Origin of the sequence: Streptomyces finlayi (genome assembly GCF_014216315.1) — a bacterium.
Lineage (GTDB): Bacteria > Actinomycetota > Actinomycetes > Streptomycetales > Streptomycetaceae > Streptomyces > Streptomyces finlayi_A.
Genome location: NZ_CP045702.1, coordinates 3,857,415 through 3,883,398, shown reverse-complemented (window position 1 = coordinate 3,883,398; position 25,984 = coordinate 3,857,415). Strand labels below are relative to the sequence as shown.

General features: G+C 68.3%; 28 protein-coding genes and 1 pseudogene. 15 read left to right on the top strand and 14 right to left on the bottom strand.

The genetic code is table 11. The annotated features are described in order from the left end of the window. Positions 1-7 precede the first annotated feature (7 nt). From F0344_RS17990 to pknB, 3 genes are all read left to right on the top strand, one after another. Positions 8-1,408 carry an FtsW/RodA/SpoVE family cell cycle protein gene (locus tag F0344_RS17990; protein WP_185299754.1) on the top strand — a complete coding sequence of 467 codons (1,401 nt, stop codon included), beginning with the start codon at positions 8-10 and terminating at the stop codon, positions 1,406-1,408. Continuing rightward, on the top strand, positions 1,405-2,859 hold the full coding sequence (locus F0344_RS17985; RefSeq protein ID WP_185299753.1) for a peptidoglycan D,D-transpeptidase FtsI family protein: 1,455 nt from the start codon (positions 1,405-1,407) through the stop codon (positions 2,857-2,859). Before F0344_RS17990 ends, F0344_RS17985 begins: the two co-directional genes overlap by 4 nt. A 165-nt stretch (positions 2,860-3,024) precedes the next feature. Further along, entirely contained in the window at positions 3,025-5,022 is a 1,998-nt protein-coding gene (gene pknB / locus F0344_RS17980; protein WP_185299752.1) for a Stk1 family PASTA domain-containing Ser/Thr kinase, read from the top strand. A gap of 109 nt (positions 5,023-5,131) precedes the next feature. Here pknB and F0344_RS17975 read toward each other — a convergent pair whose 3' ends face one another. The 6 genes from F0344_RS17975 to F0344_RS17950 are packed head-to-tail and all read right to left on the bottom strand — an operon-like array spanning position 5,132 to position 9,602. Then, entirely contained in the window at positions 5,132-5,860 is a 729-nt protein-coding gene (locus F0344_RS17975) for a class E sortase (RefSeq protein ID WP_185299751.1), read from the bottom strand. 25 nt (positions 5,861-5,885) lie between these two features. Then, positions 5,886-7,214 carry a class E sortase gene (locus F0344_RS17970; RefSeq protein ID WP_185299750.1) on the bottom strand — a complete coding sequence of 443 codons (1,329 nt, stop codon included), beginning with the start codon at positions 7,212-7,214 and terminating at the stop codon, positions 5,886-5,888. Next, entirely contained in the window at positions 7,211-7,849 is a 639-nt protein-coding gene (locus F0344_RS17965; protein ID WP_185299749.1) for an aminodeoxychorismate/anthranilate synthase component II, read from the bottom strand. Before F0344_RS17965 ends, F0344_RS17970 begins: the two co-directional genes overlap by 4 nt. Beyond that, positions 7,846-8,034 (bottom strand): hypothetical protein, encoded by a 189-nt coding sequence (locus F0344_RS17960; protein WP_173314040.1) that lies wholly within the window; start codon positions 8,032-8,034, stop codon positions 7,846-7,848. Before F0344_RS17960 ends, F0344_RS17965 begins: the two co-directional genes overlap by 4 nt. Before the next feature lie 57 nt (positions 8,035-8,091). Continuing rightward, positions 8,092-8,814, bottom strand: coding sequence for a class E sortase (locus F0344_RS17955; RefSeq protein WP_185299748.1), 723 nt, complete (start codon positions 8,812-8,814; stop codon positions 8,092-8,094). Between the two features lie 20 nt (positions 8,815-8,834). Then, positions 8,835-9,602: a DUF881 domain-containing protein gene (locus tag F0344_RS17950; RefSeq protein ID WP_185299747.1), complete on the bottom strand. Its 768-nt coding sequence runs from the start codon at positions 9,600-9,602 to the stop codon at positions 8,835-8,837. A 142-nt stretch (positions 9,603-9,744) separates the two neighbouring features. Between F0344_RS17950 and crgA the strand changes: the two genes are divergently transcribed. Next, positions 9,745-9,999, top strand: a complete 255-nt coding sequence (gene crgA / locus F0344_RS17945; RefSeq protein WP_185299746.1) for a cell division protein CrgA — start codon at positions 9,745-9,747, stop codon at positions 9,997-9,999. A 344-nt stretch (positions 10,000-10,343) separates the two neighbouring features. Here crgA and F0344_RS17940 read toward each other — a convergent pair whose 3' ends face one another. Then, a complete protein-coding gene (locus tag F0344_RS17940) occupies positions 10,344-11,237 on the bottom strand; it encodes a rhomboid family intramembrane serine protease (protein WP_185299745.1) in 894 nt (297 codons plus the stop codon). A 150-nt stretch (positions 11,238-11,387) separates the two neighbouring features. Then, entirely contained in the window at positions 11,388-11,915 is a 528-nt protein-coding gene (locus F0344_RS17935) for a peptidylprolyl isomerase (RefSeq protein ID WP_185299744.1), read from the bottom strand. Between the two features lie 284 nt (positions 11,916-12,199). Between F0344_RS17935 and F0344_RS17930 the strand changes: the two genes are divergently transcribed. Further along, positions 12,200-12,916 carry a DUF5324 family protein gene (locus tag F0344_RS17930; protein ID WP_185299743.1) on the top strand — a complete coding sequence of 239 codons (717 nt, stop codon included), beginning with the start codon at positions 12,200-12,202 and terminating at the stop codon, positions 12,914-12,916. 304 nt (positions 12,917-13,220) lie between these two features. Further along, positions 13,221-13,391: pseudogene (locus F0344_RS35160) on the top strand (transposase); the annotation flags it as partial. A gap of 317 nt (positions 13,392-13,708) precedes the next feature. Here F0344_RS35160 and F0344_RS17920 read toward each other — a convergent pair. The 4 genes from F0344_RS17920 to F0344_RS17905 form a co-directional block, all read right to left on the bottom strand. Further along, positions 13,709-14,728 (bottom strand): hemolysin family protein, encoded by a 1,020-nt coding sequence (locus F0344_RS17920; RefSeq protein WP_185299742.1) that lies wholly within the window; start codon positions 14,726-14,728, stop codon positions 13,709-13,711. Next, complete coding sequence (locus F0344_RS17915) at positions 14,725-16,041, bottom strand: hemolysin family protein (RefSeq protein WP_185299741.1); 1,317 nt, start codon at positions 16,039-16,041, stop codon at positions 14,725-14,727. Before F0344_RS17915 ends, F0344_RS17920 begins: the two co-directional genes overlap by 4 nt. Before the next feature lie 219 nt (positions 16,042-16,260). Beyond that, entirely contained in the window at positions 16,261-17,283 is a 1,023-nt protein-coding gene (locus tag F0344_RS17910) for a hemolysin family protein (RefSeq protein WP_185299740.1), read from the bottom strand. Beyond that, positions 17,280-18,611: a hemolysin family protein gene (locus F0344_RS17905; protein ID WP_185299739.1), complete on the bottom strand. Its 1,332-nt coding sequence runs from the start codon at positions 18,609-18,611 to the stop codon at positions 17,280-17,282. The genes F0344_RS17910 and F0344_RS17905 overlap by 4 nt, the downstream gene beginning before the upstream one ends. Before the next feature lie 327 nt (positions 18,612-18,938). Here F0344_RS17905 and F0344_RS17900 point away from each other — a divergent pair, with 327 nt between their 5' ends. From F0344_RS17900 to F0344_RS17885, 4 genes are all read left to right on the top strand, one after another. Continuing rightward, positions 18,939-19,160, top strand: coding sequence for a hypothetical protein (locus F0344_RS17900; protein WP_185299738.1), 222 nt, complete (start codon positions 18,939-18,941; stop codon positions 19,158-19,160). Positions 19,161-19,255: 95 nt separating this feature from the next. After that, positions 19,256-20,257 carry a sporulation protein gene (locus F0344_RS17895; protein ID WP_185299737.1) on the top strand — a complete coding sequence of 334 codons (1,002 nt, stop codon included), beginning with the start codon at positions 19,256-19,258 and terminating at the stop codon, positions 20,255-20,257. 102 nt (positions 20,258-20,359) lie between these two features. Beyond that, complete coding sequence (locus tag F0344_RS17890) at positions 20,360-20,815, top strand: tellurite resistance TerB family protein (protein WP_185299736.1); 456 nt, start codon at positions 20,360-20,362, stop codon at positions 20,813-20,815. 112 nt (positions 20,816-20,927) lie between these two features. Next, positions 20,928-21,191, top strand: coding sequence for a GlsB/YeaQ/YmgE family stress response membrane protein (locus F0344_RS17885; RefSeq protein WP_185299735.1), 264 nt, complete (start codon positions 20,928-20,930; stop codon positions 21,189-21,191). 35 nt (positions 21,192-21,226) lie between these two features. Here the strand turns inward: F0344_RS17885 and F0344_RS17880 are convergent, their stop codons facing one another. Next, positions 21,227-22,159, bottom strand: coding sequence for a M56 family metallopeptidase (locus F0344_RS17880; protein ID WP_185299734.1), 933 nt, complete (start codon positions 22,157-22,159; stop codon positions 21,227-21,229). 4 nt (positions 22,160-22,163) lie between these two features. Further along, positions 22,164-22,568: a BlaI/MecI/CopY family transcriptional regulator gene (locus F0344_RS17875; RefSeq protein ID WP_185299733.1), complete on the bottom strand. Its 405-nt coding sequence runs from the start codon at positions 22,566-22,568 to the stop codon at positions 22,164-22,166. Between the two features lie 631 nt (positions 22,569-23,199). Between F0344_RS17875 and F0344_RS36545 the strand changes: the two genes are divergently transcribed. The 5 genes from F0344_RS36545 to F0344_RS17850 all read left to right on the top strand — a co-directional run bounded on the left by F0344_RS36545 (position 23,200) and on the right by F0344_RS17850 (position 25,984). Then, the gene (locus F0344_RS36545; protein ID WP_185302747.1) at positions 23,200-23,601 is read left to right on the top strand and encodes a LytR C-terminal domain-containing protein; all 402 of its coding nucleotides are present in this window, start codon (positions 23,200-23,202) and stop codon (positions 23,599-23,601) included. A 159-nt stretch (positions 23,602-23,760) separates the two neighbouring features. Continuing rightward, entirely contained in the window at positions 23,761-24,336 is a 576-nt protein-coding gene (locus tag F0344_RS17865; RefSeq protein WP_185299732.1) for a TerD family protein, read from the top strand. 87 nt (positions 24,337-24,423) lie between these two features. Next, on the top strand, positions 24,424-24,678 hold the full coding sequence (gene tatA / locus F0344_RS17860; protein ID WP_185302746.1) for a twin-arginine translocase TatA/TatE family subunit: 255 nt from the start codon (positions 24,424-24,426) through the stop codon (positions 24,676-24,678). Between the two features lie 80 nt (positions 24,679-24,758). Next, positions 24,759-25,340, top strand: coding sequence for a TerD family protein (locus F0344_RS17855; protein ID WP_185299731.1), 582 nt, complete (start codon positions 24,759-24,761; stop codon positions 25,338-25,340). A 389-nt stretch (positions 25,341-25,729) separates the two neighbouring features. Further along, positions 25,730-25,984: a hypothetical protein gene (locus F0344_RS17850; RefSeq protein ID WP_185303037.1), complete on the top strand. Its 255-nt coding sequence runs from the start codon at positions 25,730-25,732 to the stop codon at positions 25,982-25,984.

Sequence of the window (25,984 nt, the reverse complement as noted above, 5' to 3'; positions counted from 1 at the left end):
CCAGCACATGAGCGTTGTCACCAACACGACCACCATCGGTGCGATCGACGCACCGAGTCGCCGCAACACCGAGCTGGCGCTTGTCATTTTCGCCGTCTTCATCTCGGTGTTCGCCTACGCCAACGTGGGCCTCGCCATCAACGGCGAGCTGCCCTCCGGCATGCTCGGATACGGAATCGGGCTCGCCCTACTGGGTGGCGTGGCACACCTCGTAGTCCGCAAGTTCGCCCCGTACTCGGACCCGCTGCTACTGCCGCTGGCCACGTTGCTGAACGGTCTGGGACTGGCGCTCATCTGGCGCCTGGACCAGTCCGAACGCTTCCAGGCACTCAAAACCTTCGCCCCCGCCGCCTCCAAGCAGCTGCTGTTCTCCGCAGTCGGGGTGGGGCTTCTGGTGGTCGTTCTGGTGGCGCTGAAGGACCACCGACTTCTCCAGCGCTACACGTACATCTCCATGGTCTTGGCGCTGTTCCTGCTGATCCTGCCGATGTTCTTCCCGGCCGTGAACGGTGCCAAGATCTGGATCAAGATCCCCGGCGTCGGCACGATCCAGCCCGGTGAGTTCGCCAAGATCATCATTACGGTTTTCTTCGCCGGCTACCTGATGGTCAAGCGCGACGCCCTCGCACTGGCCAGCCGCCGCTTCATGGGTCTCTACCTGCCGCGAGGCCGTGACCTCGGACCGATCCTCATGGTCTGGGCGTTCTCGATCCTGATCCTGGTCTTCGAGACCGACCTCGGTTCCTCACTGCTGTTCTTCGGCATGTTCGTCGTCATGCTGTACGTCGCCACCGAACGCACCAGCTGGATCGTCTTCGGTCTGCTGATGTCCGCGGCCGGCGCCGTCGGTGTAGCCACGTTCGAGCCGCACGTCCAGCAGCGCGTCACCGCCTGGCTCGACCCCTTCGCGGGCTGGGGCAAGGAGGACGCGAGCGAGCAGATGTCCAAGTCCCTGATGGCATTCGGCTCGGGCGGCACCCTCGGTACCGGCCTCGGCCAGGGCAACTCCGACCTGATCGGCTTCGCCGCCAACTCCGACTTCATCCTCGCCACCGTCGGTGAGGAACTCGGCCTCGCCGGAATGATGGCCGTCCTGCTCGTCTACGGTCTGATCGTCGAGCGAGGTGTCCGTACCGCACTCGCCGCCCGTGACCCGTTCGGCAAGCTCCTCGCCGTCGGCCTGTCCGGCTCCTTCGCCATCCAGGTCTTCGTCGTCGCCGGCGGCGTCATGGGACTCATCCCGCTGACCGGCATGACCATGCCGTTCCTCGCGGCCGGCGGTTCGTCCGTGATCGCCAACTGGGCACTGATCGGCATCCTGATCCGCATCAGCGACACCGCCCGCCGCCCCGCACCGGCTCCCGCGCCCACTTCCGACGCCGAGATGACGCAGGTCGTCCGGCCGTGAACAAGCCACTGCGCCGGATCGCGATCTTCTGCGGGGTGCTCGTCCTCGCCCTGCTCATCCGGGACAACTGGCTCCAGTACGTCCGCGCCGACGAGCTGAACGGTCACAAGTACAACCGCCGCGTCCAGATCGAGCGGTACGCACACGAGCGCGGCGACATCATCGTGGACGGCAACCCGGTCACCGGCTCCGTCGAGACCAGCGGAAGTGACTTCAAGTACAAGAGGGTCTGGAAGGACGGGCCCATGTGGGCGCCCGTCACCGGATACTCCTCCCAGGCTTTCGACGCCTCCCAGCTGGAGAGCATCGAGGACGGCATCCTCACCGGCAATGACGATCAGCTGTTCTTCGACCGGACACTGTCGATGGTCACCGGCGAGAAGAAGACCGGCGGCAACATCGTCACGACGCTGGACGGGGCCGCCCAGGAAGCCGCCTTCAAGGGCCTCGGCAGCAAGAAGGGCGCGGTCGCGGCGATCGACCCGCGCACCGGCGCCATCCTGGCCCTGGCCAGCACGCCTTCGTACGATCCTTCGGTCTTCGCGGGCAACTCCCTCAAGGACTCGGACGCTCGGCAGAAGCTCCTCAAGGACAAAGACAAGCCCATGCTCAACCGGGCCCTGCGGGAGACCTATCCGCCCGGCTCCACGTTCAAGGTCGTCACCGCCGCCGCGGCGCTGGAGAACGGCCTCTACGACGACATCGACGCGAAGACCGAGTCCCCGCTGCCCTGGACGCTGCCGCAGACGAGCGTCCAGCTGAAGAACGAGGGCGCCATCCCGTGTGAGAACGCCTCCCTCCGGGAAGCGCTCCGCTGGTCGTGCAACACCGTCTTCGGCAAGATGAGCGACGACCTCGGCAACGAGAAGATGATCGAGCAGACCGAGAAGTTCGGCTTCGGCAAGGAGATCTTCACTCCGGTCCGCTCCGACGCGAGCATCTACCCCAAGGACAACCGGCCGCAGAACGCGATGGCGGGCATCGGTCAGGCGTCCAACCGCACCACCCCGCTCCAGATGGCCATGGTCGCCGCCGCGATCGCCAACGACGGCAAGCTCATGCAGCCGTACATGGTCGCCCAGCGCCAGGCGCCCAACCTGGACGTCATCCACAACCACGAGAAGGAACAGCTCAGCCGACCGCTCTCGGGCGAGAACGCCCGGAAGGTCCAGCAGATGATGGAGACGGTCGTCAGCAAGGGCACGGGAACCAACGCCCGGATCGACGGCGTCACAGTCGGAGGCAAGACCGGTACCGCCCAGCACGGTCTCGACAACAGCGAGAAGCCGTACGCCTGGTTCATCTCGTACGCCAAGACCGACAGTGGCTCCCCGGTGGCCGTCGCAGTGGTGGTCGAGGACGGCGACGCCAACCGGGACGACATCTCCGGTGGCGGGCTGGCCGCCCCGATTGCCAGGAATGTGATGAAGGCAGTCATCGACGGCATGTGATGGCCGTCACAGCGGCCGTCATGCCAGCACATTGGGATACCGGTCGGATATCAGCTGCCGGGGGCGGGCCGATCGCCTGGCGCGTGCCCGGTAGCGTATGCGCGAACAGCGCACCGCCGGACCACACACGGGTGCGGTCGGGACTGACGGAGAGGGCTGGAACGTATGGAAGAGCCGCGTCGCCTCGGCGGCCGGTACGAGCTGGGCTCGGTGCTCGGCCGTGGTGGCATGGCCGAGGTCTACCTCGCCCACGACACCCGGCTCGGACGCACCGTCGCCGTGAAGACGCTGCGGGCCGACCTGGCCCGCGATCCGTCCTTCCAGGCCCGGTTCCGCCGTGAGGCCCAGTCCGCCGCCTCGCTCAACCACCCCGCGATCGTCGCTGTCTACGACACCGGCGAGGACTACGTGGACGGGGTCTCGATCCCGTACATCGTGATGGAGTACGTCGACGGGTCGACGCTCAGGGAACTGCTGCACTCAGGTCGCAGACTGCTGCCCGAACGCACCCTCGAAATGACGGTGGGCATCCTCCAGGCGCTTGAGTACTCGCACCGCGCCCAGATCGTGCACCGTGACATCAAGCCGGCGAACGTCATGCTGACGCGCACCGGTCAGGTCAAGGTCATGGACTTCGGCATCGCCCGCGCGATGGGCGACTCCGGTATGACGATGACCCAGACCGCCGCCGTCATCGGCACCGCCCAGTACCTCTCCCCGGAGCAGGCCAAGGGCGAGCAGGTCGACGCACGGTCCGACCTGTACTCCACGGGCTGCCTGCTCTACGAGCTGCTCGCGGTCAGGCCGCCGTTCGTCGGGGACTCGCCGGTCGCGGTCGCCTACCAGCACGTACGGGAAGAGCCTCAGCCGCCGAGCAACTTCGACCCCGAGATCACGCCCGAGATGGACGCGATCGTGTTGAAGGCCCTCACCAAGGACCCCGACTACCGCTATCAGTCGGCCGACGAGATGCGGGCCGACATCGAGGCCTGCCTCGACGGTCAGCCGGTCGCGGCCACGGCGGCGATGGGCGCGGCGGGCTACGGCGGTTACGGCGGCTACAACCCGGACCAGCCCACGACCGCCCTGCGCCCTGCCGACCCGCACAACGCGCAGACCTCCATGCTCCCGCCCGTGAACGCGGACGACCGCCACGGACACGACGAGCGCCCCGACCGGCGGCGCCAGAAGAAGAGCAACACCTCGACGATCCTGCTGGTCGTCGCGGGCGTTCTCGTACTGGTCGGCGCCATCCTGATCGGCAGGGCCGTCTTCGGTTCCAACGGGGACGACGGCACCGTCCCGGTCCCGATCCTGGTCGGATCCACCGTGCCGGAAGCGGAGAAACTCGCGGCCCACGCCGGCGTCACCCTCAAGGTCGGCGGCAAGGAACCGTGCGAGGCCCAGGCGAAGGACAAGATCTGCAGCCAGTCGCCGGACACCGGCGAGATGAAGGAGAATGAGACCGTCACGGTCGTCGTCTCCTCCGGGGCGCCGAAGGTCGAGGTCCCGGACGTCACCGACGAGACCGAGTCCGACGCCCGCAAGACCCTGGAGGACCAGGGCTTCTCGGTGACCGTCAAGTCGGTCGAGTCCGAGCAGACGCCGGACACGGTCGTCAAGCAGGACCCGGAGGGCGGCTCGAAGGCCGAGAAGGAGTCCGAGGTCACGATCACTGTGGCCAAGGAGAAGATGTTCTCCCTTCCTGACGTGCGCACCCGTACGTACGACGCGGCACTGGCCCAGCTCAACGGCCTCGGCTTCGTCAGCGTCTCGAAGGCGGAGGTCGACTCGACCGAGCCGGCCGGCGTCGTCGTCGAGCAGACGCCGAACGGGCCGAGCAAGCAGGCCAAGGATGTCCAGATCGTCCTGAAGGTCTCCAAGGGCCCGCCGCAGCCGGAGCAGGTCACTGTTCCGGGCGACCTGGTGGGCAAGAAGTACCAGGACGCCAAGAGCCAGCTGGAGGGCCTCGGTTTCGTGGTCGCGCTCGCCCCCGGTTCCGTGGACAAGCCGAACGCCACCGTGCTCAACAGCAATCCGGGCGGCAACACCCCGGTGCCGAAGGGCAGCACCGTCACCCTCTTCACCATTGACGGTGGCGGCGGCGGTAACGGTGGGGACGACGGCGGTGGTCTCTTCGGCGGCCTGGGCTCCAGGGACTGACCGGAGCCAATCCGCACGGCCACACAGGCACCCCCCGTACGAACGAAGGGCCCCGTTCACCACCAGATGGTGAACGGGGCCCTTCGCGGTACCTCAGCAGCCGGGCGGCTCAGCGCAGCTCGGCCGGCTTGGTCCGGTCCCGGTCGACCTTCTCCGTACGCACCAGCTCGCCCCACACGATGTAGCGGTACTTCGAGGTGAAGACCGGCGTGCAGGTCGTCAGCGTGATGTAGCGGCCGGGCTTCTTCACACCTGATTCCTTCGGCACCGGCTCGATCACACCGACGTTGAACTTCGAGGTCTCGGGGAGCTTCTTGTAGACCTCGTAGACGTACCAGGTGTCCCGGGTCTCGAAGACGACCGGGTCGCCCGCCCTCACCTTGTCGATGTCGTGGAACTTGGCGCCGTGCCCGTCCCGGTGCGCGGCGAGCGTGAAATTTCCCTGGTCGTCCCAGGGGAGGGCCGACTTCACCGGGTCCGTGTAATAGCCCGCGATGCCGTCGTTCAGCGCCTTGGTGGTGGTGCCCTTCTTGACGAGCACCTCACCGTTCTTCATGGCGGGGACGTGCAGGAATCCGATGCCGTCCTTGGTGTCCAGGGCTCCCGGTCCGCCCGCCCAGCGGTCGCGGACCGTGTCGCCCTGCTTGTCGGCCGCGCGGTCGGCGAGGACGTTGGTCCACCACAGGGAGTAGACGACGAAGAGGCCGAGCACCAGGCCCGCGGTGATCATCAGTTCGCCGAAGACGCTGATCGCGGTGGCGACAGGGTGACGGCCGCCGCGGCGAACCGGAGACCCGGTCCCGCCGTTCCGCGCCTCGTGCTCGGTCCTCGTTGCCACCGCACCGCCCCTGTCGTGATGATGTTCAGCCCACGAGCGCGTCGGGCTTCCCCTTGCTGCGCGGCCGTTCGTCGACCATCTTGCCCCAGACGATCAGGCGGTACGTACTCGTGAATTCGGGCGTACAGGTCGTCAGGGTGAGGTAGCGGCCGGGCGCGGTGAATCCCGAGCCGGCGGGGACGGGCGCGATCACCGAGACGTTGGAGGGCGAGGTCTGGGGAAGGATGCTCGTCATCTCGTACGTGTAGTAGGCGTCCTGTGTCTCCACGACGATCGGGTCGCCGGGCAGCAGCTTGTTGATGTAGCGGAACGGTTCCCCGTGGGTGTTGCGGTGTCCCGCCACCGAGAAGTTGCCCTGCTTCGCCGAGGGCATCGCGGTCTTCAGCTTGCCTTCGCCGTAGTGGCCGATCATTCCCCGGTCGAGGACCTTCTCCTTGTCGATGCCTTCGGCGATCGGCGCGACGACGTCGAGCTTCGGAATGTGCATGATGGCGAAGCCCCGCCCCGGCTCGAAGACCCCGGGTCTGCGCTCACCGCTCGCCCATTCGTCCTGGATCTTGTTCGTCTCCTTGCCGGCGATCAGGTCGGCACGGATGTTGGTCCACCAGAGCTGGTACGTGACGAACAGCAGCATCAGCACGCCGAGCGAGATGAACACCTCGCCCACGACCCGGCTGGCGACGACGGCCGGGCTGTCCTTGGCCGCGCGGGCCGCCCTGCGCGCCTCCACCCGTGACATCGGAGCGGCGGGCCGCGCCGCTTCCGGGTCCGCCCCGGCCGTGGCTTCCGTACGACGCCGCCCTCGCCCCTTGGCCGCCTTCCGGCGCTCGGCACGTCCTTGGGTACGAGGTCCGTCGGCGGCTGCCGAAGGCCGCGGGGGCGGCGCCACATCGGCCGTACGGAGACCGACCGTTTCGTCGTCCGCGGGAACCGGGGCAGCGGGCGGAGCGGGGCGGCTCACCACGTCCGGCCCCGGTCCCGGTTCCGGCCCTGGGGGAGGGGCAGCGGCGGAAGCCGTGCTCCGGACCGGCTCAGCCTGGCGGTACCAGTCCCGCTCGTAGCCCTCGGGGTCGTACCACTCCCTCGGGGTTTCCTGGGCTTGCTGGGCCCCCTGGAGCCCCTGCTGGGGCTGTTGTGCGCGGGGCGGCGCCGGAGGGGTCGCACCGTCGGCCGGGATGTTGCCCGCCCTGAACCAGGGCGAGGCGTGCTGACCCGGCCGCTGACCGGGCAGGGGGTCCGTCAGCGGGTCCGCGAGCTGGTCGATCGCCGCCACGAACGTGCCGTCGGCCTCGTACGCACCCTGTGCGTACGGGCCTTCGTCTCCGGCACCTCGTTCGGGGCGGGGTCCGCTCACGCGGCGGCCTTGCCCACCACCGGCGCGAGCCCTTCCGACCTCGCCACGGCCCCCGCGTCCCCGCACCGCACCAGCCAGTTGGCGAGCATCAGGTGACCGTGTTCGGTGAGCACCGACTCCGGGTGGAACTGCACACCCTCCACCGCCAGTTCGCGGTGGCGCAGCCCCATGATGATGCCGTCCGCCGTGCGCGCCGTGACCTCCAGCTCGGGCGGAACCGTGTCCGGTTCGGCCGCGAGCGAGTGATAGCGCGTGGCGGTGAAGGGGGACGGAAGCCCGGCGAAGACGCCCTTGCCCTCGTGGGTCACCGGTGAGGTCTTGCCGTGCAGCAGCTCCGGGGCGCGGTCCACCACGCCCCCGTACGCGACGGCCATCGACTGCATCCCGAGGCAGACGCCGAACACCGGGACGCCCGTGGCGGCGCAGTGGCGCACCATGTCGATGCAGACCCCGGCCTGCTCGGGAGCACCGGGACCCGGCGACAGCAGGACTCCGTCGAAGCCGTCCTGGGCGTGGGCCGTGGTCACCTCGTCATTGCGCAGCACCTCGCACTCGGCGCCGAGCTGGTAGAGGTACTGGACGAGGTTGAAGACAAAGCTGTCGTAGTTGTCGACGACGAGAATGCGTGCGCTCACTGACCGGTCCCCGCTCCACTGGTGCCTTCGCCGTCCACCGTGACATCACCGAACGGAAGCAGCGGCTCGGCCCAGGGGAAGACGTACTGGAAGAGCGCGTAGACGACAGCCAGGGCCAGCACGAGCGAGATGACTGCCCGCACCCACGCGTTGCCCGGCAGATGCCGCCAGATCCAGCCGTACATGCCGTCCCCTTCATTCGGTACAGCACCCAGACTAAAGGGCCGGGGCTCAGGCGTGGGTCAGCTGTGGAAAGCCGCCGGTCTGCCGTCTGTCACGGGCTGGGTGGCATCCAGATGGGCCCAGACGATCAGCCGGTGGCTGCTGCCCCACTCCGGCTCGCACGTGGTCAGCGTGAGGTAGCGGCCCGGGCCGTCGAAACCGGACTTGCGGGGCACGGGGTCGATGACCGCCGTGTCGCCGGGAACGGTCCGGTAGGGCCTCTTGCCGATGCGGTACGTGAACCAGGTCGTCCCGTCCGTCAGCACGACCGCGTCCCCGGGACGCAGCCGCGGGAAGTCCTTGAACGGGTCCCCGTACGTCCGCCGGTGACCGGCCACCGCGAAGTTGCCCGTCTCCCCCAGCCGAGCGGTCCCCGCGTAGTGGCCGAGTCCCTTCTGCAAGGTCCTGACCGCGGTGTTCTCCAGTACGGGCCACTCCCAGCCCTTGCCGAAGCGGGGGATGTACATCATCGCGAAAGGTTTTCCGTCCCGGTACGCCGGAGCTGCGGGTACGGGACCGGGGGCCGGTGCGGGCCCGGGTCCGGAATCGGATGCGGGCGCGGGCGTCGGCACAAAGACGGCGCCCTGGGCCCACCGGCTCCGGAGCGTGTCGATCTCGCCCTCGGTGGCTCCGGCCGCCTTCACGCCCGTCCAGAACAGCATGTACAGGACGAAGAGGATGATCAGTGCGCCCACGGTGATGCACAGCTCGCTGAAACTTCTGACGAACAGTCGCAGCGACACCGGCCAGCCTCCCCGGGGGACTACTCCACAGGCTCCGCGTAGTGGAGATCCACTGTGCCCGAGTAGCCGGGAAGAGTCACCCGGTCGTCCTCGTCGACTTTCCAGCCCAGTCCGTACGCCTTCACGTACAGCTGGTAGTTCTGGATCGCCGTGGAGTCGTTGAGTGCCTGCTTGAGCCGGTCGGGGTCGCCCACGGCGGTGACCTTGTACGGCGGGGAGTAGACCCGGCCCTGGAGGATCAGGGTGTTGCCCACGCAGCGGACGGCGCTCGTGGAGATCAGCCGCTGGTCCATGACCTGGATGCCGCGGGCGCCGCCCTGCCAGAGCGCGTTGACGACGGCCTGGAGGTCCTGCTGGTGAATGACCAGGTCATTGGGCTGCGGCTCGGGGTACCCGGGGTTGGCCGTGGCGTCCGGAGGAGCGTCGTCGAGCGTGACGCCGACCGCTTCTCCAGTGATCTTCGTGGTGCCCGCCGCCTTCTCCAGCGCCTTGAGCCTGGCGTCCTCGGCCTTGCTGCTGCCGTCGTCGCGCTGGGCCAGGGTGTCGATGTCCTCGCGGAGCGCGGCGGTCGACTCGTTCAGGTCGGCGTTGTTCTGACTGCGCTGCTGGATCAGATCGGAGAGCTTCAGCAGCGAGGAGTCCGTACGGATGTCGGTACCCTTGGCCGTGTTGGCACTGGTGACGAAGATCAGTCCGGCCAGGGCGAAAACGGCAGCGGTGAGCCCCCGGACCGCCCATCGCGAGGCGTCCCGGACCGGGTCTTCGGGAAGGTCGGCAGAATTGCTCAACGTACCCTTATCTCCTTAGGCGCCACGGAAGCACTACGCTAACGGACGCCCGGGGGCGGCAGCATTCCCCCTCCGTGCCCAGCCCCGGCGTCAGCCACAGTTCTCTGCGCGGTCACGCAGCGCATCGACAGGAGAGTTCCTCGTGCCGAAGTCACGTATCCGCAAGAAGGCCGACTTCACGCCCCCTCCGGCGAAGACGGCCACGAACATAAAGCTGACCAACCGCAGTTGGGTGGCGCCCGTGATGCTGGCGCTGTTCCTGATCGGTCTGGCCTGGATCGTCGTCTTCTACGTGACCGAGGGCAACCTGCCCATCAAGGCACTGGGTAACTGGAACATCGTCGTCGGCTTCGGCTTCATCGCCGGCGGCTTCGGTGTCTCCACCCAGTGGAAGTAGCCCTCGGTAGGGCGACCTCGTAGTCCCGCTCCGTAGTCCCGCTCCGTAGTCCCGCTCCGTAGTCCCACCACGATCAGTTCCGCTCCCGCAAGCCCTGCCCTGAGTTACCCACAGAGTTATCCACAGGCGGGGGAAAAGGTCGGACGATCTGTGGATAACCTGCGCCGAAGTTGACGCCGGTGTGACTACACCCTCCCCCGTTCGGGGAGGGTTCGCCCCTTGTCCTGACTGGAAAAACCCAGCTCAGCGACAAGGGGCGCATATGTTCCCCACGGGATGCACAAGATTTGGCACCCTCTGTGGACAACTCTGGTCCCGAAGGATCAAAATCGCTCAGGACCTGCTCAGCTGAGCGCTGCGGTCCGGGCGAGGACGATACCGATCACCGCGACGAGAACCAGTGCGCAGGTCCCGTACTGCACCAGGTTCCGGCGCTCGCGCGGGGCGTGCACCATGGCGATCGCGATGAGGATGCCCGCGACGAGACCACCGACATGGGCCTCCCAGGCGATGCCGCCCCAGGTGAAGGTGAAGAGCAGGTTCAGCGCGAGGAGCGCGAGGACCGGCCGCATGTCGTAGTTCATCCGGCGCATCAGGATGACCGTGGCACCCAGCAGACCGAAGATCGATCCCGAGGCACCGAGCGAGGCTTGCTGGGGCGCGGCGATCAGATAGGTGAGGGCACTGCCCGCCAGCCCCGACAGCAGATAGAGCGCGAGGTAGCGGGCCCGGCCCAGGGCGGCTTCCAGCGGTCCGCCGAGCCACCACAACCCCAGCATGTTGAACGCGATGTGCCACACCTCCTGGTGCAGGAACATCGAAGTCAGCAGCCGGTACCACTGCCCCTCGGCGACTCCCTCCAGCCCGTCGGGGGCGTACGCCCGGCCGAAGAGCAGCAGATCGTCGAGCAGCCGGTCCCCGACGGCCAGCACCGCGATGAAGACCGCCACATTGATGCCGAGCAGGATCTTGGTGACCAGCCGCGGGTCCGCGGCCACGGTGCCGCCCGCCACCGTGCGGGGTTGGTTCGCGGCCGGATGGTGTCCGGTGCCGGAGCCCCCACGGACGCAGTCGGGGCACTGGAAGCCGACGGACGCGTCGACCATGCACTCGGTGCAGATGGGGCGCTCGCAGCGGGTGCAGCGGATACCCGTCTCGCGACCGGGGTGGCGGTAGCAGGTGGGCGGGCTGTCGGAGACCGCGGACGGGTCCTGGCCTGCTGGCGGCTGCTGGTCCATCGGTCCTCGCCCCTCGGTCGGTCCTGCGTCCCTGCGTCCCTGCGTCGACGGAAACGCCGACGCCCTGCTCGTCCGCTATGTAACAGTACGGACGAGCAGGGCGGTTGGTTCCCTCCGGAGAGGCAGGGCCGGTCGGCGCAGGGCCCCGGTTCAGCGCGTCTCGACGACGACGGACTCGATCACCACGTCCTGGACCGGGCGGTCGGTGCGCGGGTTGGTCGGCACGGCCGCGATCGCGTCCACGACCTTCCGGTCGGCGTCACCGGCGACCTCACCGAAGATGGTGTGCTTGCCGGTCAGCCACGCGGTCGGCGAAACGGTCAGGAAGAACTGCGAGCCGTTGGTGCCGGGGCCCGCGTTGGCCATGGCGAGCAGGTAGGGCTTGTTGAAGCTGAGGTCCGGGTGGAACTCGTCACGAAACTCGTACCCAGGGCCGCCCGTACCGTTGCCCAGCGGGTCACCGCCCTGAATCATGAAGCCGCTGATGACCCGGTGGAAGACAGTGCCGTCGTACAGCTTGTCCGTGGACTTCTGCCCGGTCGCCGGGTGGGTCCACTCACGCTCGCCCTTGGCGAGCTCGACGAAGTTCTTGACCGTCTTGGGCGCGTGGTTCGGCAGGAGCCGGATCTCGATGTCGCCGTGGTTGGTCTTCAAGGTGGCGTAAAGCTGCTCGGCCACAGTCTGCCTTCCGTAAGTACGCACTGACGTCCCCGATCCTCGCACGGAGCACCGGTCGCGACATGCGGCCGCGAGGGCCCACAGGGCCGAGTGCACGACGATGTGGCGCGCCGCGGCCCGAACCGTGGCATTGTCGTCGCCACGCTCCCCTTGCACCCCAATGTCCGGGATGGAGATGCATGACCCGGATGCCCGCCCCGCATGCCACGCGGGGCACCCGCGGGCATGATTTCGACTTGGGTGGAAAGGCGGAGTACCTACCCGCCACCAAGGAGGAGGATCTCGTGACCCGCATCGACAGCGTGCGCGCCGCAACCGACTCGGCGAAGGAGAGCGCGCAGCACGCCGCGGAAGTGGTGGCGCCCTATGCCGACACGGCCAAGGAACAGGCAGCGCACTACGCACACGAGGCACGTGTGCGAATCGCGCCCAAAATGTCCAAGGCAGCCCACCAGGCCCGTATCCAGTACGTGGCACACCTCGCACCACATATCGAACTGGCGCGTACACACGTGCCGCCCAAGGTGGATCTGGCCGCACAGCGCGCCGCGGTCCGGACCCGCCACGCCGCCCGGAGCGCCGCGGACTACACCGTTCCGCGCGTCGAGCACGCGGTGTCCATGGCCCAGCCGATGGCCGAGGAGGCCGCCGCACGCAGTGCGGCGGCACTGGCCGCACTGCGCGGCCAGGTGACGGCCAAGGAAATCCAGAAGCTGGTCAGGAAACACCGGCGGCGGGCCAAGGCCGGCCGGCTGGCCAGAAACCTCACCGTGCTCGGCCTCGTGGCTGGTGGCGCCTACGCCGCCTGGAGGTGGTGGGACAAGCAGGCCAACCCGGACTGGCTCGTCGAACCGCCTGCCCCCACGGAAGTGGACGACCGCGCACCCCTGAGCTCCGTCGACGGCAGCGGCCAGACGGTTTTCGACCCGGACGTCCAGCCCAGGCACTCCGACGCCGAGGCGAACCGCCTGGACGGCACCGACCGCGACGACCGCCCCTGACCGGGCACCACGTACAAAGTGCCCCCTGACCTGCGATTTCGCGGGTCAGGGGGCACTTTGCCGACTCCGAGCCTCCGGAACCGTCGCCACCAAGGATCTCCTCGTCGGCCACACACCCGAACCGCGAAGGGAACGAAAAGCACCCTCCGAACCACGTTTCCGCAGTTCAGAGATCCAGCGCACCTTCGGTGCGCGCCGGGGGCGTGGTAATTCCTTCGGCGCGCGCCGGAGGTGCTTCTGTCTGCCCTGACGGGGCTGATGGCGTGCGTCCGCACTCCGAGCACGAAGCGGCGCCCGCTTCGCGACGGCCAAGCACCTCGCGTCCTGGGCCGGGGTCTGCCCCGGCCACCACGAGTCCGCCGGCCGCACGAAGAGCACCAAGGTCCGGCCCGGAAACCCGTATCTCAAAGCACAAAAAATGCCCCCTGAAACTGCGTTTCCGCAGTTCAGAGGGCATTTATTGAGTGGAGCCTAGGAGATTCGAACCCAAAACCGTTATGTCTCTGACCTGCGGAAACGCCGGAGAACCGGGACATTAGGACCTGTTTCCATCCTCCTGCATCCTGCTCCATCCGCCTCGATCAAGCTCCCGTGTTGACGTATCAACACGGGTCCGACATCCATTGCTCTAGTGAATTTCACCCGCCGACCAGAGCCTCTCACCCTCATCATTCAGGGCGGTCGGCACACGGCACCCGGCAACGCTTGAGCAAATCTGAGGAAGCTGTGGATCCCGTACCCGGCCCAGGGCAAGGCGTACGCTCTGGGACACCCTCGCTGAGCCTTGGCGCGCTAAGCGGCTTGCAGCCCCATCAGCCGGGCGATCAGGTCGTCCAGGCTGATCAGTCCGGTAAGCCGACCGTGCTCGTCGCGGATGACGGCGAGCGATGCGCGATTGCGGCGTAGTTGCTCGACCGCGTGCGCGATGCTGTCGCCGCTGTGCAGCTCGGGTACGGGCCGGGCCAGTTCGCGTGCGGTGACATTGCGACCGCGGGTGCGGGCGACCAGGGCGTCGCGGGCGTGAATCGATCCGAGGACCGCGTCGCCATCGCGGACGAGGAGGCGGGAGCGGTCGGCTGCGGTGGCTGTGGCCAGGATCGCGTCGAGGTCGGCGTCGGCGGGGACGGTGATGATGTCGCCTGCCGGGGTCTGGAGCTCCGCGACCGGGGTCTGTGGTTCGGTCAGGGAGCGGGTGATCAGCTCGGAGTCGGTCTTGTTGATCAGGCCGAGGCGTTCGGACTCGGCGACCAGGTGGGTGAGCTGTTCGCGGTTGTGCACGGCTGTCAGCTCGTCGCGCGGTTGCACGCGGCACATCCGTACCAGGAAGTTGCTGATCTTGTTGAGGAGCCAGATCAGCGGCCGTACGGTTTTCACCAGGGCACGGAAGGGCGGGGTGAGCAGCATCGCTGAGCGCTCGGGGTGGGCGATGGCCCACGACTTGGGGGCCATTTCGCCGATCACCATGTGCAGGAAGACGACGACGAGCATGGCGAAGGCGAAGGCGATGCCGTAGCTGAGCCCACTGGGCAGACCCAGTTTGACGAGCAGCGGGTCGACCTGGTGGGAGATGGCCGGCTTGGAGATGGAGCCCAGGCCCAGGGTGCAGATGGTGATGCCGAGCTGGGCGCCCGCGAGCATCAGGGACAGCTCACGCATTCCGGCGAGCGCTGCCTTGGCGCCTCGCTGCCCTTCGGCTGCTGCCTTCTCCATGCGGTGTCGCTTGGCTGCGACCAGCGCGAACTCGGCGGCGACGAAGAAGCCACTGCCGATGAGCAGCACGACGGTGATGAAGAGTGCGATGGGGAAACTCATGCCTGTGCCCCCTGGTCCGACTGCTCGATCGGCTCGATACGTACGCGTTCGGGGACGTGGCGGTCCAGGCTCAGTACCTGGATACGGACTCCGTCCGCGGTGAGGTGGTCGCCGATGGCGGGGAATCGGCCGAGTCGGTCGATGATCAGGCCGGCCACGGTGTCGTAGTCCTCTTCCTCGGGGAGCGCGATGCCGGTGGCGGACTCGACCTCGTCCAGGCGGCGCCCGGCGTCCACAAGCCAGCCGTTCCCGTCGGCGACAGCGAGCTCGACGACGGTGTCGCTCTCGTCGACGATGTCGCCGACCAGTTCCTCTGCGATGTCCTCATACGTGACGATCCCGGCGACGCCGCCGTGCTCGTCGAGGACGACCGCGAACTCGTCGTCGCGCTCACGCATCTGTGCCACCGCGTCCGGCAGCGGGAGCGTGTCGGGCAGCAACAGAGCCCGGCGAGCGGCCTCTCCAGCGGTGGTGCGCTCAAAGAGGGCGGCGGGCAGCCGCATCAGATCCCGTACGCCGAGGACCCCTGCGACGTCGTCCGGGTGGTCGCCCAGGACCGGGTAGTTGGAGTGGCCGTGCTTGGCGATCAGCTCGACGGCCTGGGCGGCGGTGGCGTTCTTGCGTACGAACACGGCGTCCGCGCGCGGGACCATCACCTCGTCCAGGGTGCGCTCGGAGAACTCCAGTGCGTGATCGAGGAGTTCGGCGGTGTCGGCCGGCAGGTGGCCCTTCTCGTGGGACTCGCCGATCAGATGGCTGAGCTCTTCGAGGGTCGCGCCGTGGTGCAGCTCCTCGACCGGCTCGATCCCCACCTTGCGCAGCAGCTTGTTGGCGACGCCGTCGAAGACGTGCACCACCGGGCCCACGATCTTCAGATAGACGAGGGTGGAGGAAGCCAGTGACTTCGCCAGCTGCTCGGGCACGGCCAGCGCCAGGTTCTTCGGGGCCAGTTCACCCAGCACCATCTGTACGAAGGTGGCCAGGACGAAGGCGAGCACGACGGAGATCGCGGAGACGGCTCCGCCGGACAGGCCAAAGCCCTCCAGCACGGGCTTGAGCAGCGCGGAGACGGAAGGCTCGGCGAGAAAGCCGACCACCAGACCGGTGACTGTGATGCCCAGCTGCGCGCCTGAGAGCATGAAGGAGAGCCGTTCCAGCACCTTCAGGGCACGAGCGGCTCGCGTGTCGCCCGCCTCGGCGTCCCGGGCCAGTGCCAGCCGGTCGACGGCGACGTACGCGAATTCCTGGGCGACGAAATAGCCGGTGCCGACGGTCAGCAGAACAACGGCCAGCAGCCCCAGTACGGCACTCATCGGCGAGTCGATCGAGCGAGGACACCGCACCGCGTGTCACGGCTGTGGCCGAGTGGCCTGCGGTTGTGCCCCGGCGAATCGAGGCCCGTCGTTCTGGCAGACAAGGAGCGCTCCTTCTGAATGGGTGGATGAGGAAAATGTGTGTGTAAGGCAGTGTTGCCGCGCACTGCCTGGGAAGATCCGGGACCCGGTGTAGGCATGGGCCCGGGGGACGCCCGGCTATGCGGTGGCGGCTGCCGGGCCGACGAGTTCTTCGAGTACGTCCTCCATGGTCACGTACCCGATGACCACACCGGCCTCGCCGGTTACGGCGGCCAAGTGGCTGTCGGCGGCACGAAGCGCGGTGAGGGTGTCGTCCAGCGGGGTTTCGATGCGGATCCGGGTGACGGGGTGCAACGCGGTGCGCGGGAAGGGCTTGTCCCGGTCGGCCACTCCCAGGGTGTCCTTGATATGCAGGTAGCCGAGGACGGCTCCGGCCGGGCCGGTTACCGGGAAGCGGGAGAGCTTGGCTGCTACCGCGATGCGTTCCAGCCCTGCGGGGGTGATGGTGTGGTCGACGGTATGCATCTTCTGGGTGGGTAGGACGATCTCGCCGACCGGCCGGGTGCCCAGTTCCAGGGCGTCACGCAGCCGCTCGCTGTCGGCTGCCGAGAGCAGCCCGGCCGCGCTGGATGCCTCAACCAGGCGGGCGAGCTCGTCGTCCGTGAAGACGGATTCGACCTCGTCCCTCGTCTCGACCTTCAGCAGCCGCAGCAGGGCGTTGGCGAAGGCGTTGATGGAGAACACCAGCGGGCGCAGGGCGCGGGTCAGCGCGACCAGCGGAGGGCCGAGCAGCAGCGCGGTCTTCGCGGGCTCGGCCAGCGCGATGTTCTTGGGGATCATCTCGCCGATCAGCATGTGCGCGTAGGTGGCCGCGGAGAGGGCGATGACGAAGGCGGCCGGATGGACCAGGGCGTGCGGGACATGGGCTGCCTCGAAGCCCGGTTCCAGCAGGTGGGCGATGGCAGGTTCGGCGACTGCGCCGAGCACCAGCGAGGACACAGTGATCCCTAGTTGGGCGGTGGCCATCATCTGGGAGATGTGCTCCAGGCCCCACAGGGTGATCTGGGCACGTGTATGGCCCTGGCGAGCTGCCGGTTCGATCTGGCTGCGACGTACGGCGATCAAGGCGAACTCGGCCGCCACGAAGAACGCGTTCGTCAGCAGGGTCAGGGTGCCGATGGCGAGTTGCAGGGTGGTCATCGGGCCTCCTCCAGATGCTGTGTGAGCCGGGCAGGCTCGGTGATGTGCACCCGGTCGGCCCGGTGGTGCTCTATGTCCAGCACGTCCAGCCGCCAGCCGCCGATTTCGATGCTGTCGCCCGGGGCGGGGATACGGGCCAGACGGGTCGCGATCAGGCCGGCAACGGTCTCGTAGGGACCGTCGGGCGCGGTCAGCCCTATGGCGGTGAGCTGGTCGATCCGTACGCTGCCATCGGCCTCCCAGTTGGCGCGGCCGTCCTCGGTCGCGGGCGCGGGCAAAAGGTCGGGGACCTCCAGCGGGTCGTGCTCGTCGCGCACCTCGCCGACGACCTCTTCCACGATGTCCTCGACGGTGGCGACGCCTGCTGTGCCGCCGTACTCGTCGATGACGACGGCCATCGTGCGCTCCGCACGCATCCGCTCCAGCAGCCGGTCAGCCGGGAGGCTGTCGGGCACCAGCAGGGGCGGGGAGGCGAGTGCCGTGACCGGGGTGGTCGCCCGCTCCTGGGCGGCCAGGGCGAGGACATCGCGGATGTGGACGGTGCCGATGACCTCGTCCAGGCTCTCGCGGTAGACGGGGAAGCGGGACAGGCCGGTTGCCTGGGTGAGGTTGGCCGCGTCGGCGGCCGTGGCGTGCGCTTCGAGTGCGAGAACGTCGATGCGCGGGGTCATCACGTTCTCCGCGGTCAGCTCGCCCAGTCGCAAGGTCCGCACGAACAGCTCGACGGAGTCCACCTCGATCGCCCCCTCACGCGCTGAGTGCTCGGCGAGTGCCACGAGCTCCTCCGGGGTTCGGACGGAGGCCAGCTCCTCGGCCGGCTCCAGGCCGAAGCGGCGTACGAACCGGTTCGCGGTGCTGTTCAGGTGCCGGATGAACGGCGCGAAGGCCGCGGTAAAGCCGCGCTGCGGCCCTGCCACCACCTTGGCGACCGCGAGCGGACGCGAGATCGCCCAGTTCTTCGGCACCAGCTCACCGACCACCATCAGCACCACGGTGGAGGCGGCGACGCCCAGCACCGTGGCAACGGAGGAGGCCGCAGCGCCCAGCCCGAGCCCTTCGAGCGGGCCGCGCAGGAGGGAGGCCAGGGACGGTTCGGCGAGCATGCCGATCACCAGCGAGGTGACGGTAATGCCGAGCTGGGCGCCGGAGAGCTGGAAGGTCAGTTTGCGTACGGCCCTCAGCGCCCCTACGGCGCCGCGCTCGCCCGCCTCGGCGGCGCGCTCCAGCTCGCCGCGCTCGACGGTGGTCAGGGAGAACTCGGCCGCGACGAACAGCGCGCAGGCCAGCGTCAGAGCGAGGGCAAGGAGAAGCAACAGAACTTCGGTCACCGTGTCACCCCCGTCCCGCGGTTCACGCTCTGCGGGCAGGGAATGGCACGGCTGGTACTGGGAGGTTCACCCATCGCGGGTCCGTAGCTCCTTCTCAAGAGCGTCATGACAGGGGGCATAGAAACGGCGTACTTCTACACTCACTGTAAAGGAATGGCAAACGAGCACGGCGGGGTGCCAGTAGTCCCAAGTCTCTGGGTTCCGACCCCGACGCCACCTCACGGCCCTATGCTTCTACATGCATGTAGAAGAAGTGCGGGTGGCCCGGACCTTCCGGTCCCGGCCAGTCGCACGCACCATCCATCCGAATTCCGTGGGAGGGCCGTCGTGGCTTCGATCAATCTGGACAAGGTGCTGGACAAGGCGTGGGCGGACAAGAGTCTGCCCGAGGTACTCACCGCCCCCATATCCGCGCTGAAGGGGGTCTCGGACCGGGACGGCGAGCTCCTCCAGGAGGCGTTCGGCGTCAAGACGGTCGCCGATCTGGCCGACTTGAAGTACGTGCGGTGGGCGCAGGCCCTGGCCGCGCTGAATACTTCCGCCAAGTAACCACGTTCTGTACGCCGGTTGCGCTCCAGGGCTTCGGAGCACAACCGGCGTGCCGCTCAGGAACCACACGCACAGAAGAAGGAGTGAACGCCACGATGGTGTTCAAACGGCTGCTCGGCTCACTCGGCGTGGGCGGGCCCACGGTGGACACGGTCCTTGATGCGGGTGCGGTGCTGCCCGGAGGCAGCCTCACCGGGCAGATCCGCCTCAAGGGCGGCAACGCGGACTTCACGATCGAGCACATCGTCCTGGAGCTGGTCGCCCGGGTCGAGGCCGAACACGAGGGCGGGGAGCACGAGGGTGCCGTCGTCTTCGACCGGTTCGCCGTCGGCGGCAACTTCCGCCTCGCCGAAGGGGAGCAGCGCAGCGTTCCTTTCAGCGTGACGCTGCCGTGGGAGACCCCCATCACCGAACTGCACGGCCAGAGCCTCGGCGTCGTACTCGGTGTGCGTACCGAGCTGTCGGTGGCCGGCGCCAAGGACAAGGGTGACCTGGACCCGCTCGCGGTACAACCGCTGCCGGCGCAGGAGGCGATCCTCGAAGCCCTCGGGCAGCGCGGATACACCTTCAAGTCCGCCGACCTGGAGTTGGGACACATTCGAGGGACCGGCCAGCAGCTGCCCTTCTACCAGGAGATCGAGGTCGCCCCCTCGGCGCAGTACGCGCACGCGGTCAACGAGATCGAGGTGACCTTCCTGGCGAACCCGGGCGGGATGGACGTGGTCCTGGAGGCCGACAAGCGCGGCGGGTTCCTCTCCGAGGGGCATGACTCGGCGACCCGCTTCACCGTCAGCCACCACGACGTCAAGCACCGCGACTGGAACGGCGAGGTCGATGCCTGGATGCGCCAACTGGTCGAGCACCGAGCCTCGTACGGCGCTCACGCTTCGCACGGCAGCCACGGTTCGTACGAGCACGGCGAGCATCACCACGGCGACGGTCACAGCCACCGCTCCGGCCCCGGCATGGGCACCGTCGTGGCGGCCGGAGCGGCAGGACTCGCCGTCGGCGTCGTCGGAGGGATGGTCGCGGCCGAAGTCGTCGACGAGGTCGGCGACTTCTTCGAAGGAGACGAGGAAGAGGGCGAAGAGGGCTGAGACGCCCTTGCCGACCCTGATAACTTCTACATAAATGTAGAAGAAATGACTGTCCGGGCCGTCTCCCTTCGGCCGGGCAGCCCCTACACATACGGAGTGCTCATGGCCCTTTGGGACCGCCTCAAGGAATCCGCATCGACGATGCAGACCCAGCTCATGGCGAAGAAGAACGACCTCAAGAGCGGCTCTTTCCGCGACGCGAGCATGGCGATGTGCGCCCTCGTGGCCGCCGCCGACGGTACCGTCGACGCATCCGAGCGGCAGCGCGTCGCCCAGCTCATCGCCACCAACGAGGTGTTGCAGAACTTTCCTGCCGACGACCTCCGGCGCCGCTTCGACGAGAACCTGAACAAGCTCACCGCCGACTTCGCCTTCGGCAAGGTCAGCGTGATGCAGGAGATCGCCAAGGCGAAGAAGAAGCCCGCCGAGGCACGCGCCGTCATCCAGATCGGCATCGTCATCGGCGGAGCGGACGGCGACTTCGACAAGGACGAGCAGGCCGTCGTACGCGAGGCGTGCTTCACTCTCGACCTGCCGCCGCACGAGTTCGACCTGTAACCCCCCGCGTCCGGGCGGGGCTCGGCCACTTTCTGCCACAGCACCGCCCTACGCGTGGTCACGTCCGCCGCGGGCATCCGCACAGCACAAGACGTAGCGAGAAGGGACAGTGATGGAGATCTCCGGCATCATCAGCGCGATCGTGATCGGCATCGTCATCGGCGTACTCGGCCGGCTCGTCCTGCCGGGGCGCCGGCGCATCGGCGTCCTGTGGACGATCGGCGTCGGCATCGCCGCGGCCTTCGTCGGCACCGGCATCGCGGCTGGTCTCGGCGTCGCGGACACCAAGGGCGTCGACTGGATCGAATGGGTCATCCAGATCGCGCTCGCCGCCGTGGGCGTGACCGCGCTCGAACGCTTCAAGGCCCGCCGCTGATCAGGCGGCAGGCCCCCCGTCGGCACTGAGGCCGTCTACATCGGTGTGGCCGCGTGCAGGATGAAGAACAAGGTGACGGCTGCGTTCGCGGAGGAGAGCGCCGAGACCGTGGTGCCCGCCGCCGCACCCCAGGCCGCCAGTCCCACCGTGGTGAATACGGACGGCCAGACGCGTGCGACGGGGGCCGGCCCCAGCAGGGCGGCCACCCGGCGCGGCACCGGCCCGGCGGCCGCGAACCCCGCGAGGGTGGCGATGGGCGCGCCGCGTGAGACCAGCGCGGCCTTGCCGATCGCCCGTGCCACGACGCGCCGGTTGCCGACCACCGCAGCCGCGTCCTCGTCCGCCCACCGCTCGGCGGTGTAGATCACGGCGGTACGCAGCGGCCGCAGGAACGGGTTGGCCCGCGCGGCGAGCTGCACGGCCAGCAGGAAGCGGTGGTGACGGCCGGACAGGTGGGCACGCTCATGGGCGAACAGGGCCCGGCGCTCCGGTGCGTTCAGACCGGCCAGCATGCCGGTCGTCACCACGACCCGGTCGCGGCGCCCACCAGGCAGGGCGTACGCGTACGGCGTCTCGTCCCGCAGTACCGCCACCGACGTCGCGGGCAGTCCCCCCAGCGCCCGTCCGGCGCGGCGGCGTACGCGGTGATGCCGCCACCCCGTCCTGGTACACGAGATGAGCACGGCGATCAGGGCCGGGATGGCCACCCTGCCCGCCACCTCGTCGTACGGCACCGCCACGCGCACCTCCGGGTCCGACCAGCCGTCCGGCAGTGGGTTGCCGGGCAGCTGCGCGGTACCGACGACCATCAGCAGCGCCAGGCACAGGGTGCTGCACACCGCGAGCACAGCGGCGACCACTGTCAGCAGCAGGGTGGCGGCGCGCGGATGAAGGTGTTGCTCGGCCAGGCGTGCGATCGGCCATGCGCTTAAGGGCAGTACGAGCGGCAGGAAGACGAAGACCCCCATGAGGTCAGTCTTCCGCTTCGTGGGTCGTCTGGGCCAGTAGGCCGCGCAAAAGCTGCTCGTCCCCCGGAGGAAGGGCGGTCACGAAGCTGGCCAGGACGGCCTCACGATCCGCCTCCCCGTCCAGCACCTTCCGCATCCGCAAGGCGGCGAGCCCAGCATCGTCCGCAGTCGGCGTCCAGGCGAAGGACCGGCCGGTCCGCTCCCGGGCGACCGTTCCCTTGGCGTGCAGGCGCGTCAGAATGGTGATCACGGTGGTGTACGCGAGATCGCCGACGAGCCGTTCCTGCACCCAGGCGGCGTTCACCGGCCCCGGTGCCTGTCGCAGCGCCGCCAGCACCTGTGCTTCCAGTTCTCCCTGGCCGCGGCGGCGAGGATGCCGGCCGGCACCGTCCTGGTTCTGGTCCGTCATGTCGTCTCCCTCCCGCTTCGTGGCCCGCGCGTAACGCTACGGGAGCGGTTCATCGTACTGACTGATAGCCCGGCCGCCCGACTCCGTTCGACCGGTGTTGGTGCGGCTGCCTTGTACGCGACCACACAAGGGCGGCCTGGGCAGCGACGTTGGACATCAGCCGTCCCCTCCGCCCGCGTCCACTATCTTCTACTCCACTGTAGATTCCAGGTTCCGCCTTCACGGATTCAACGGGGCCGGGGGCCGGGCGGTACGGCGGTGCGCAGGACGACAGGGCCCGCGGGCCGGGTGGTGCAGGTCAGCGGTATGGCGAGACAGCACGGGCCCGGCGCCCGGCGGCGGGGAGATCACCGCGCGAAAGCCCGAAAGGCCCGGCTGACCTGGCGAGGCTGGTTCCTGACCTGGGCCGACAGCATTCTCGTCGTCCTGCTCGTCGGTGCGAGCGGGACAGGGGCATGGCTGTACCAGCGACTGGGCGGCAACATCCACGCGACGGACGTCGACAACCAGATCGGGGGCGACAGTCCGGTCAATCTCAGCCCCGGCGCGAAGAACATCCTGGTCGTCGGGTCGGACAGCCGCGACGGTGCGAACGCGAAGTACGGCAAGGACCTGGACACCATGAGTCGACATCCCGACCGACAGGGCCAACATCTCCAGGCAGTGCCCGCAGGCACAGGACCTGTTCACCGATCTGGCCAACGACCGGGCAATCGACAAGGCCGAACTCACCGCGTCACCGCGCACCCCGGCCCACGCCGTCAGGATCCAGATCCTCAACGGCACGGACACCAGCGGCCGGCAGGCGAAGCCGCCGAACAGCTGCGCCCGGCCGGCTACACGGTCACGAGCACCGACAACGCGCCGGCGCGCCGGTGCAACCACCGTGACCTACCCGCCCGGCCTCGAAAAACAGGCCCGCGCCCTGGCCGCCCGGCTCAGGACCCCGGCCACCCCCGAAGCCGACCAGAACTCCACACCGGGCGCGGTCACCCTGACCGTCGGCCCCGCCTACACCGGCCTGCACCTCTGACCGCCCGGGCCTGAACACCCACTTCGAGCCGATACCGATGCGCCCGCCCTGACAAGCCCCATTCATTTCTACAGTCCTGTAGATTTATGGCTGTCACTGGGAAGCCGGGCAACGGACCCGGCTCCTCCACACGCGATATACGCGGGATAGGGGTACGACATGGGTGTGAGCCTGGCCAAGGGCGGCAACGTATCGCTCAGCAAGGAGGCCCCGGGCCTGACCGCCGTACTGGTCGGTCTGGGCTGGGACGTCCGCACGACCACCGGCACCGACTACGACCTCGACGCCAGCGCCCTGCTGGTCAACGAAGCCGGGAAAGTCGCCTCCGACCAGCACTTCGTCTTCTTCAACAACCTCACCAGCCCGGACGGCTCGGTCGAGCACACCGGCGACAACCTCACCGGTGAGGGCGAGGGCGACGACGAGGTCATCAAGGTCAACCTGGCCGCCGTCCCCGCCGACGTATCGAAGATCGTCTTCCCGGTCTCCATCCACGACGCCGAGAACCGCGGTCACAGCTTCGGCCAGGTACGCAACGCCTTCATCCGTGTGGTCAACCAGGCAGGCGGCGCCGAACTCGCCCGCTACGACCTGTCCGAGGACGCCGCCACCGAGACCGCGATGGTCTTCGGCGAGCTCTACCGCAACGGAGCGGAGTGGAAGTTCCGCGCGGTCGGACAGGGTTACGCCAACGGACTGTCCGGCATCGCCAAAGACTTCGGCGTCAACGTCTGACCTGCCACTGCCGCACGGGGTGCGGACCGCGTTCGGCGCCCCGTGCCCGCCCCGTCCTCCACGGCCACTTCAAGAGAGCGGATGCCAATGTTCGGACTCAGCGAGCTCGCGATACTCCTGATCGTGGTCCTTGTCTTCTTCGGTGCCAAGAAGCTTCCGGAGCTGGCCCGCAACGTGGGCAAGGCGGCTCGCATCCTGAAGAGTGAGACCAAAGCGATGAAGACCGAGGCCGCCGCGGCCGACCCACAGCAGCCGGCCCCGCGCATCATCCGGGCGCAACCCGGCAACAGTGCCGGCGAGCGGCCGGGCGGCGGCACCGGCAGCGGGCCCGCGCGCACCTGACTTCGCGCGCTACCGAAGGCACGAGGCCCTCCCCCGGCCGACAGCGCGCCGCTCACCCGACCCGAACGAAGAGGCAGCACATGTCCGTAAACCTGACCAAGGGCCAGCAGATCAGCCTCAGCAAGTCCGACGGCGGCGCGCTGAGCGTCGTACGGATGGGACTGGGCTGGAAGTCCGCACCCCGCAAGGGATTTCTCGCCAAGCTCACGGCCCGCGAGATCGACCTGGACGCCTCGGCGGTGCTCTTCGCCGACAAGCAGCCGGGGGATGTCGTCTTCTTCCAGCACCTGGTGAGCGACGACGGATCCGTACGCCACACCGGCGACAACCGCGTCGGCGGCGCGGGCCAGGGCGGCGACGACGAGTCGATCGTCGTGGACCTGCAACGCGTCCCCGCCCACATCGACCAGATCGTCTTCACGGTGAACTCCTTCACCGGCCAGACCTTCGAGGAGGTCGACAATGCCTTCTGCCGCCTCCTGGACGAAACCAACGGCCAGGAACTCGCCCGCTACACCCTCACCGGCGGCGGCCGACACACCGCCCAGATCATGGCCAAGGTACAACGGAACGGCACCGGCTGGCAGATGACGGCCATCGGCAGCCCGGCCGACGGCCGCACCTTCCAGGACCTCATGCCGGCCATCGCGTCCCACCTGTAACGGCCACAGGTTCGACTACGCCACCGCGCTCCCGGCCCACCTCCCGAGGGGCGCGCTATCGGCCTCAGCGATTGAGGTCGACGAAGGGCACTCGGTGTCCTTCGTACGCCTCAGGGGCGGCCCTGGCGACCAGCGCGTCAGCGCCCCACTCGGGAAGATGGCGCACAGCGTGGACACCGGCCGCAACCCCCGGCGGAACACGAGGTGTCGGCGCTTTCGCCGGACTATCAGCAGATCGTCAAGGTCCTGGCCGCTTCGGAGACGGCGTTGCCCTGCGGGGAGATCGCTTCGGCGCTCGGTCTGGAGCGGGTGCCGGCGAAGATCGAGGGCGTCCGGTCGAAGGCGGCTCGAATGGCGGACAGGGGCTGGCTAATCAAAGAACCGCGCGGGTGGTCGGGGTCGACGACTTCCCCCTACGCCGCCGCCACCGCTATGCCACGATCGTCATCGACGCCGAGACCGGGAAACGCGTCGACGCCCTGCCCGACCGCGAGGTTGCCACCCTGACGGTCAGCTGCGGAAGCATAAGAGCCGCCCGTTCGGGGCACGGCCTTGTTCTGCTCCTGGTGTTCGCGCCCGGCACTCCAGGCTCGACGTTCGGGCCGGTGTCGGCCCGTTGTGTGCCGTCGATACGGGGGCAGTGA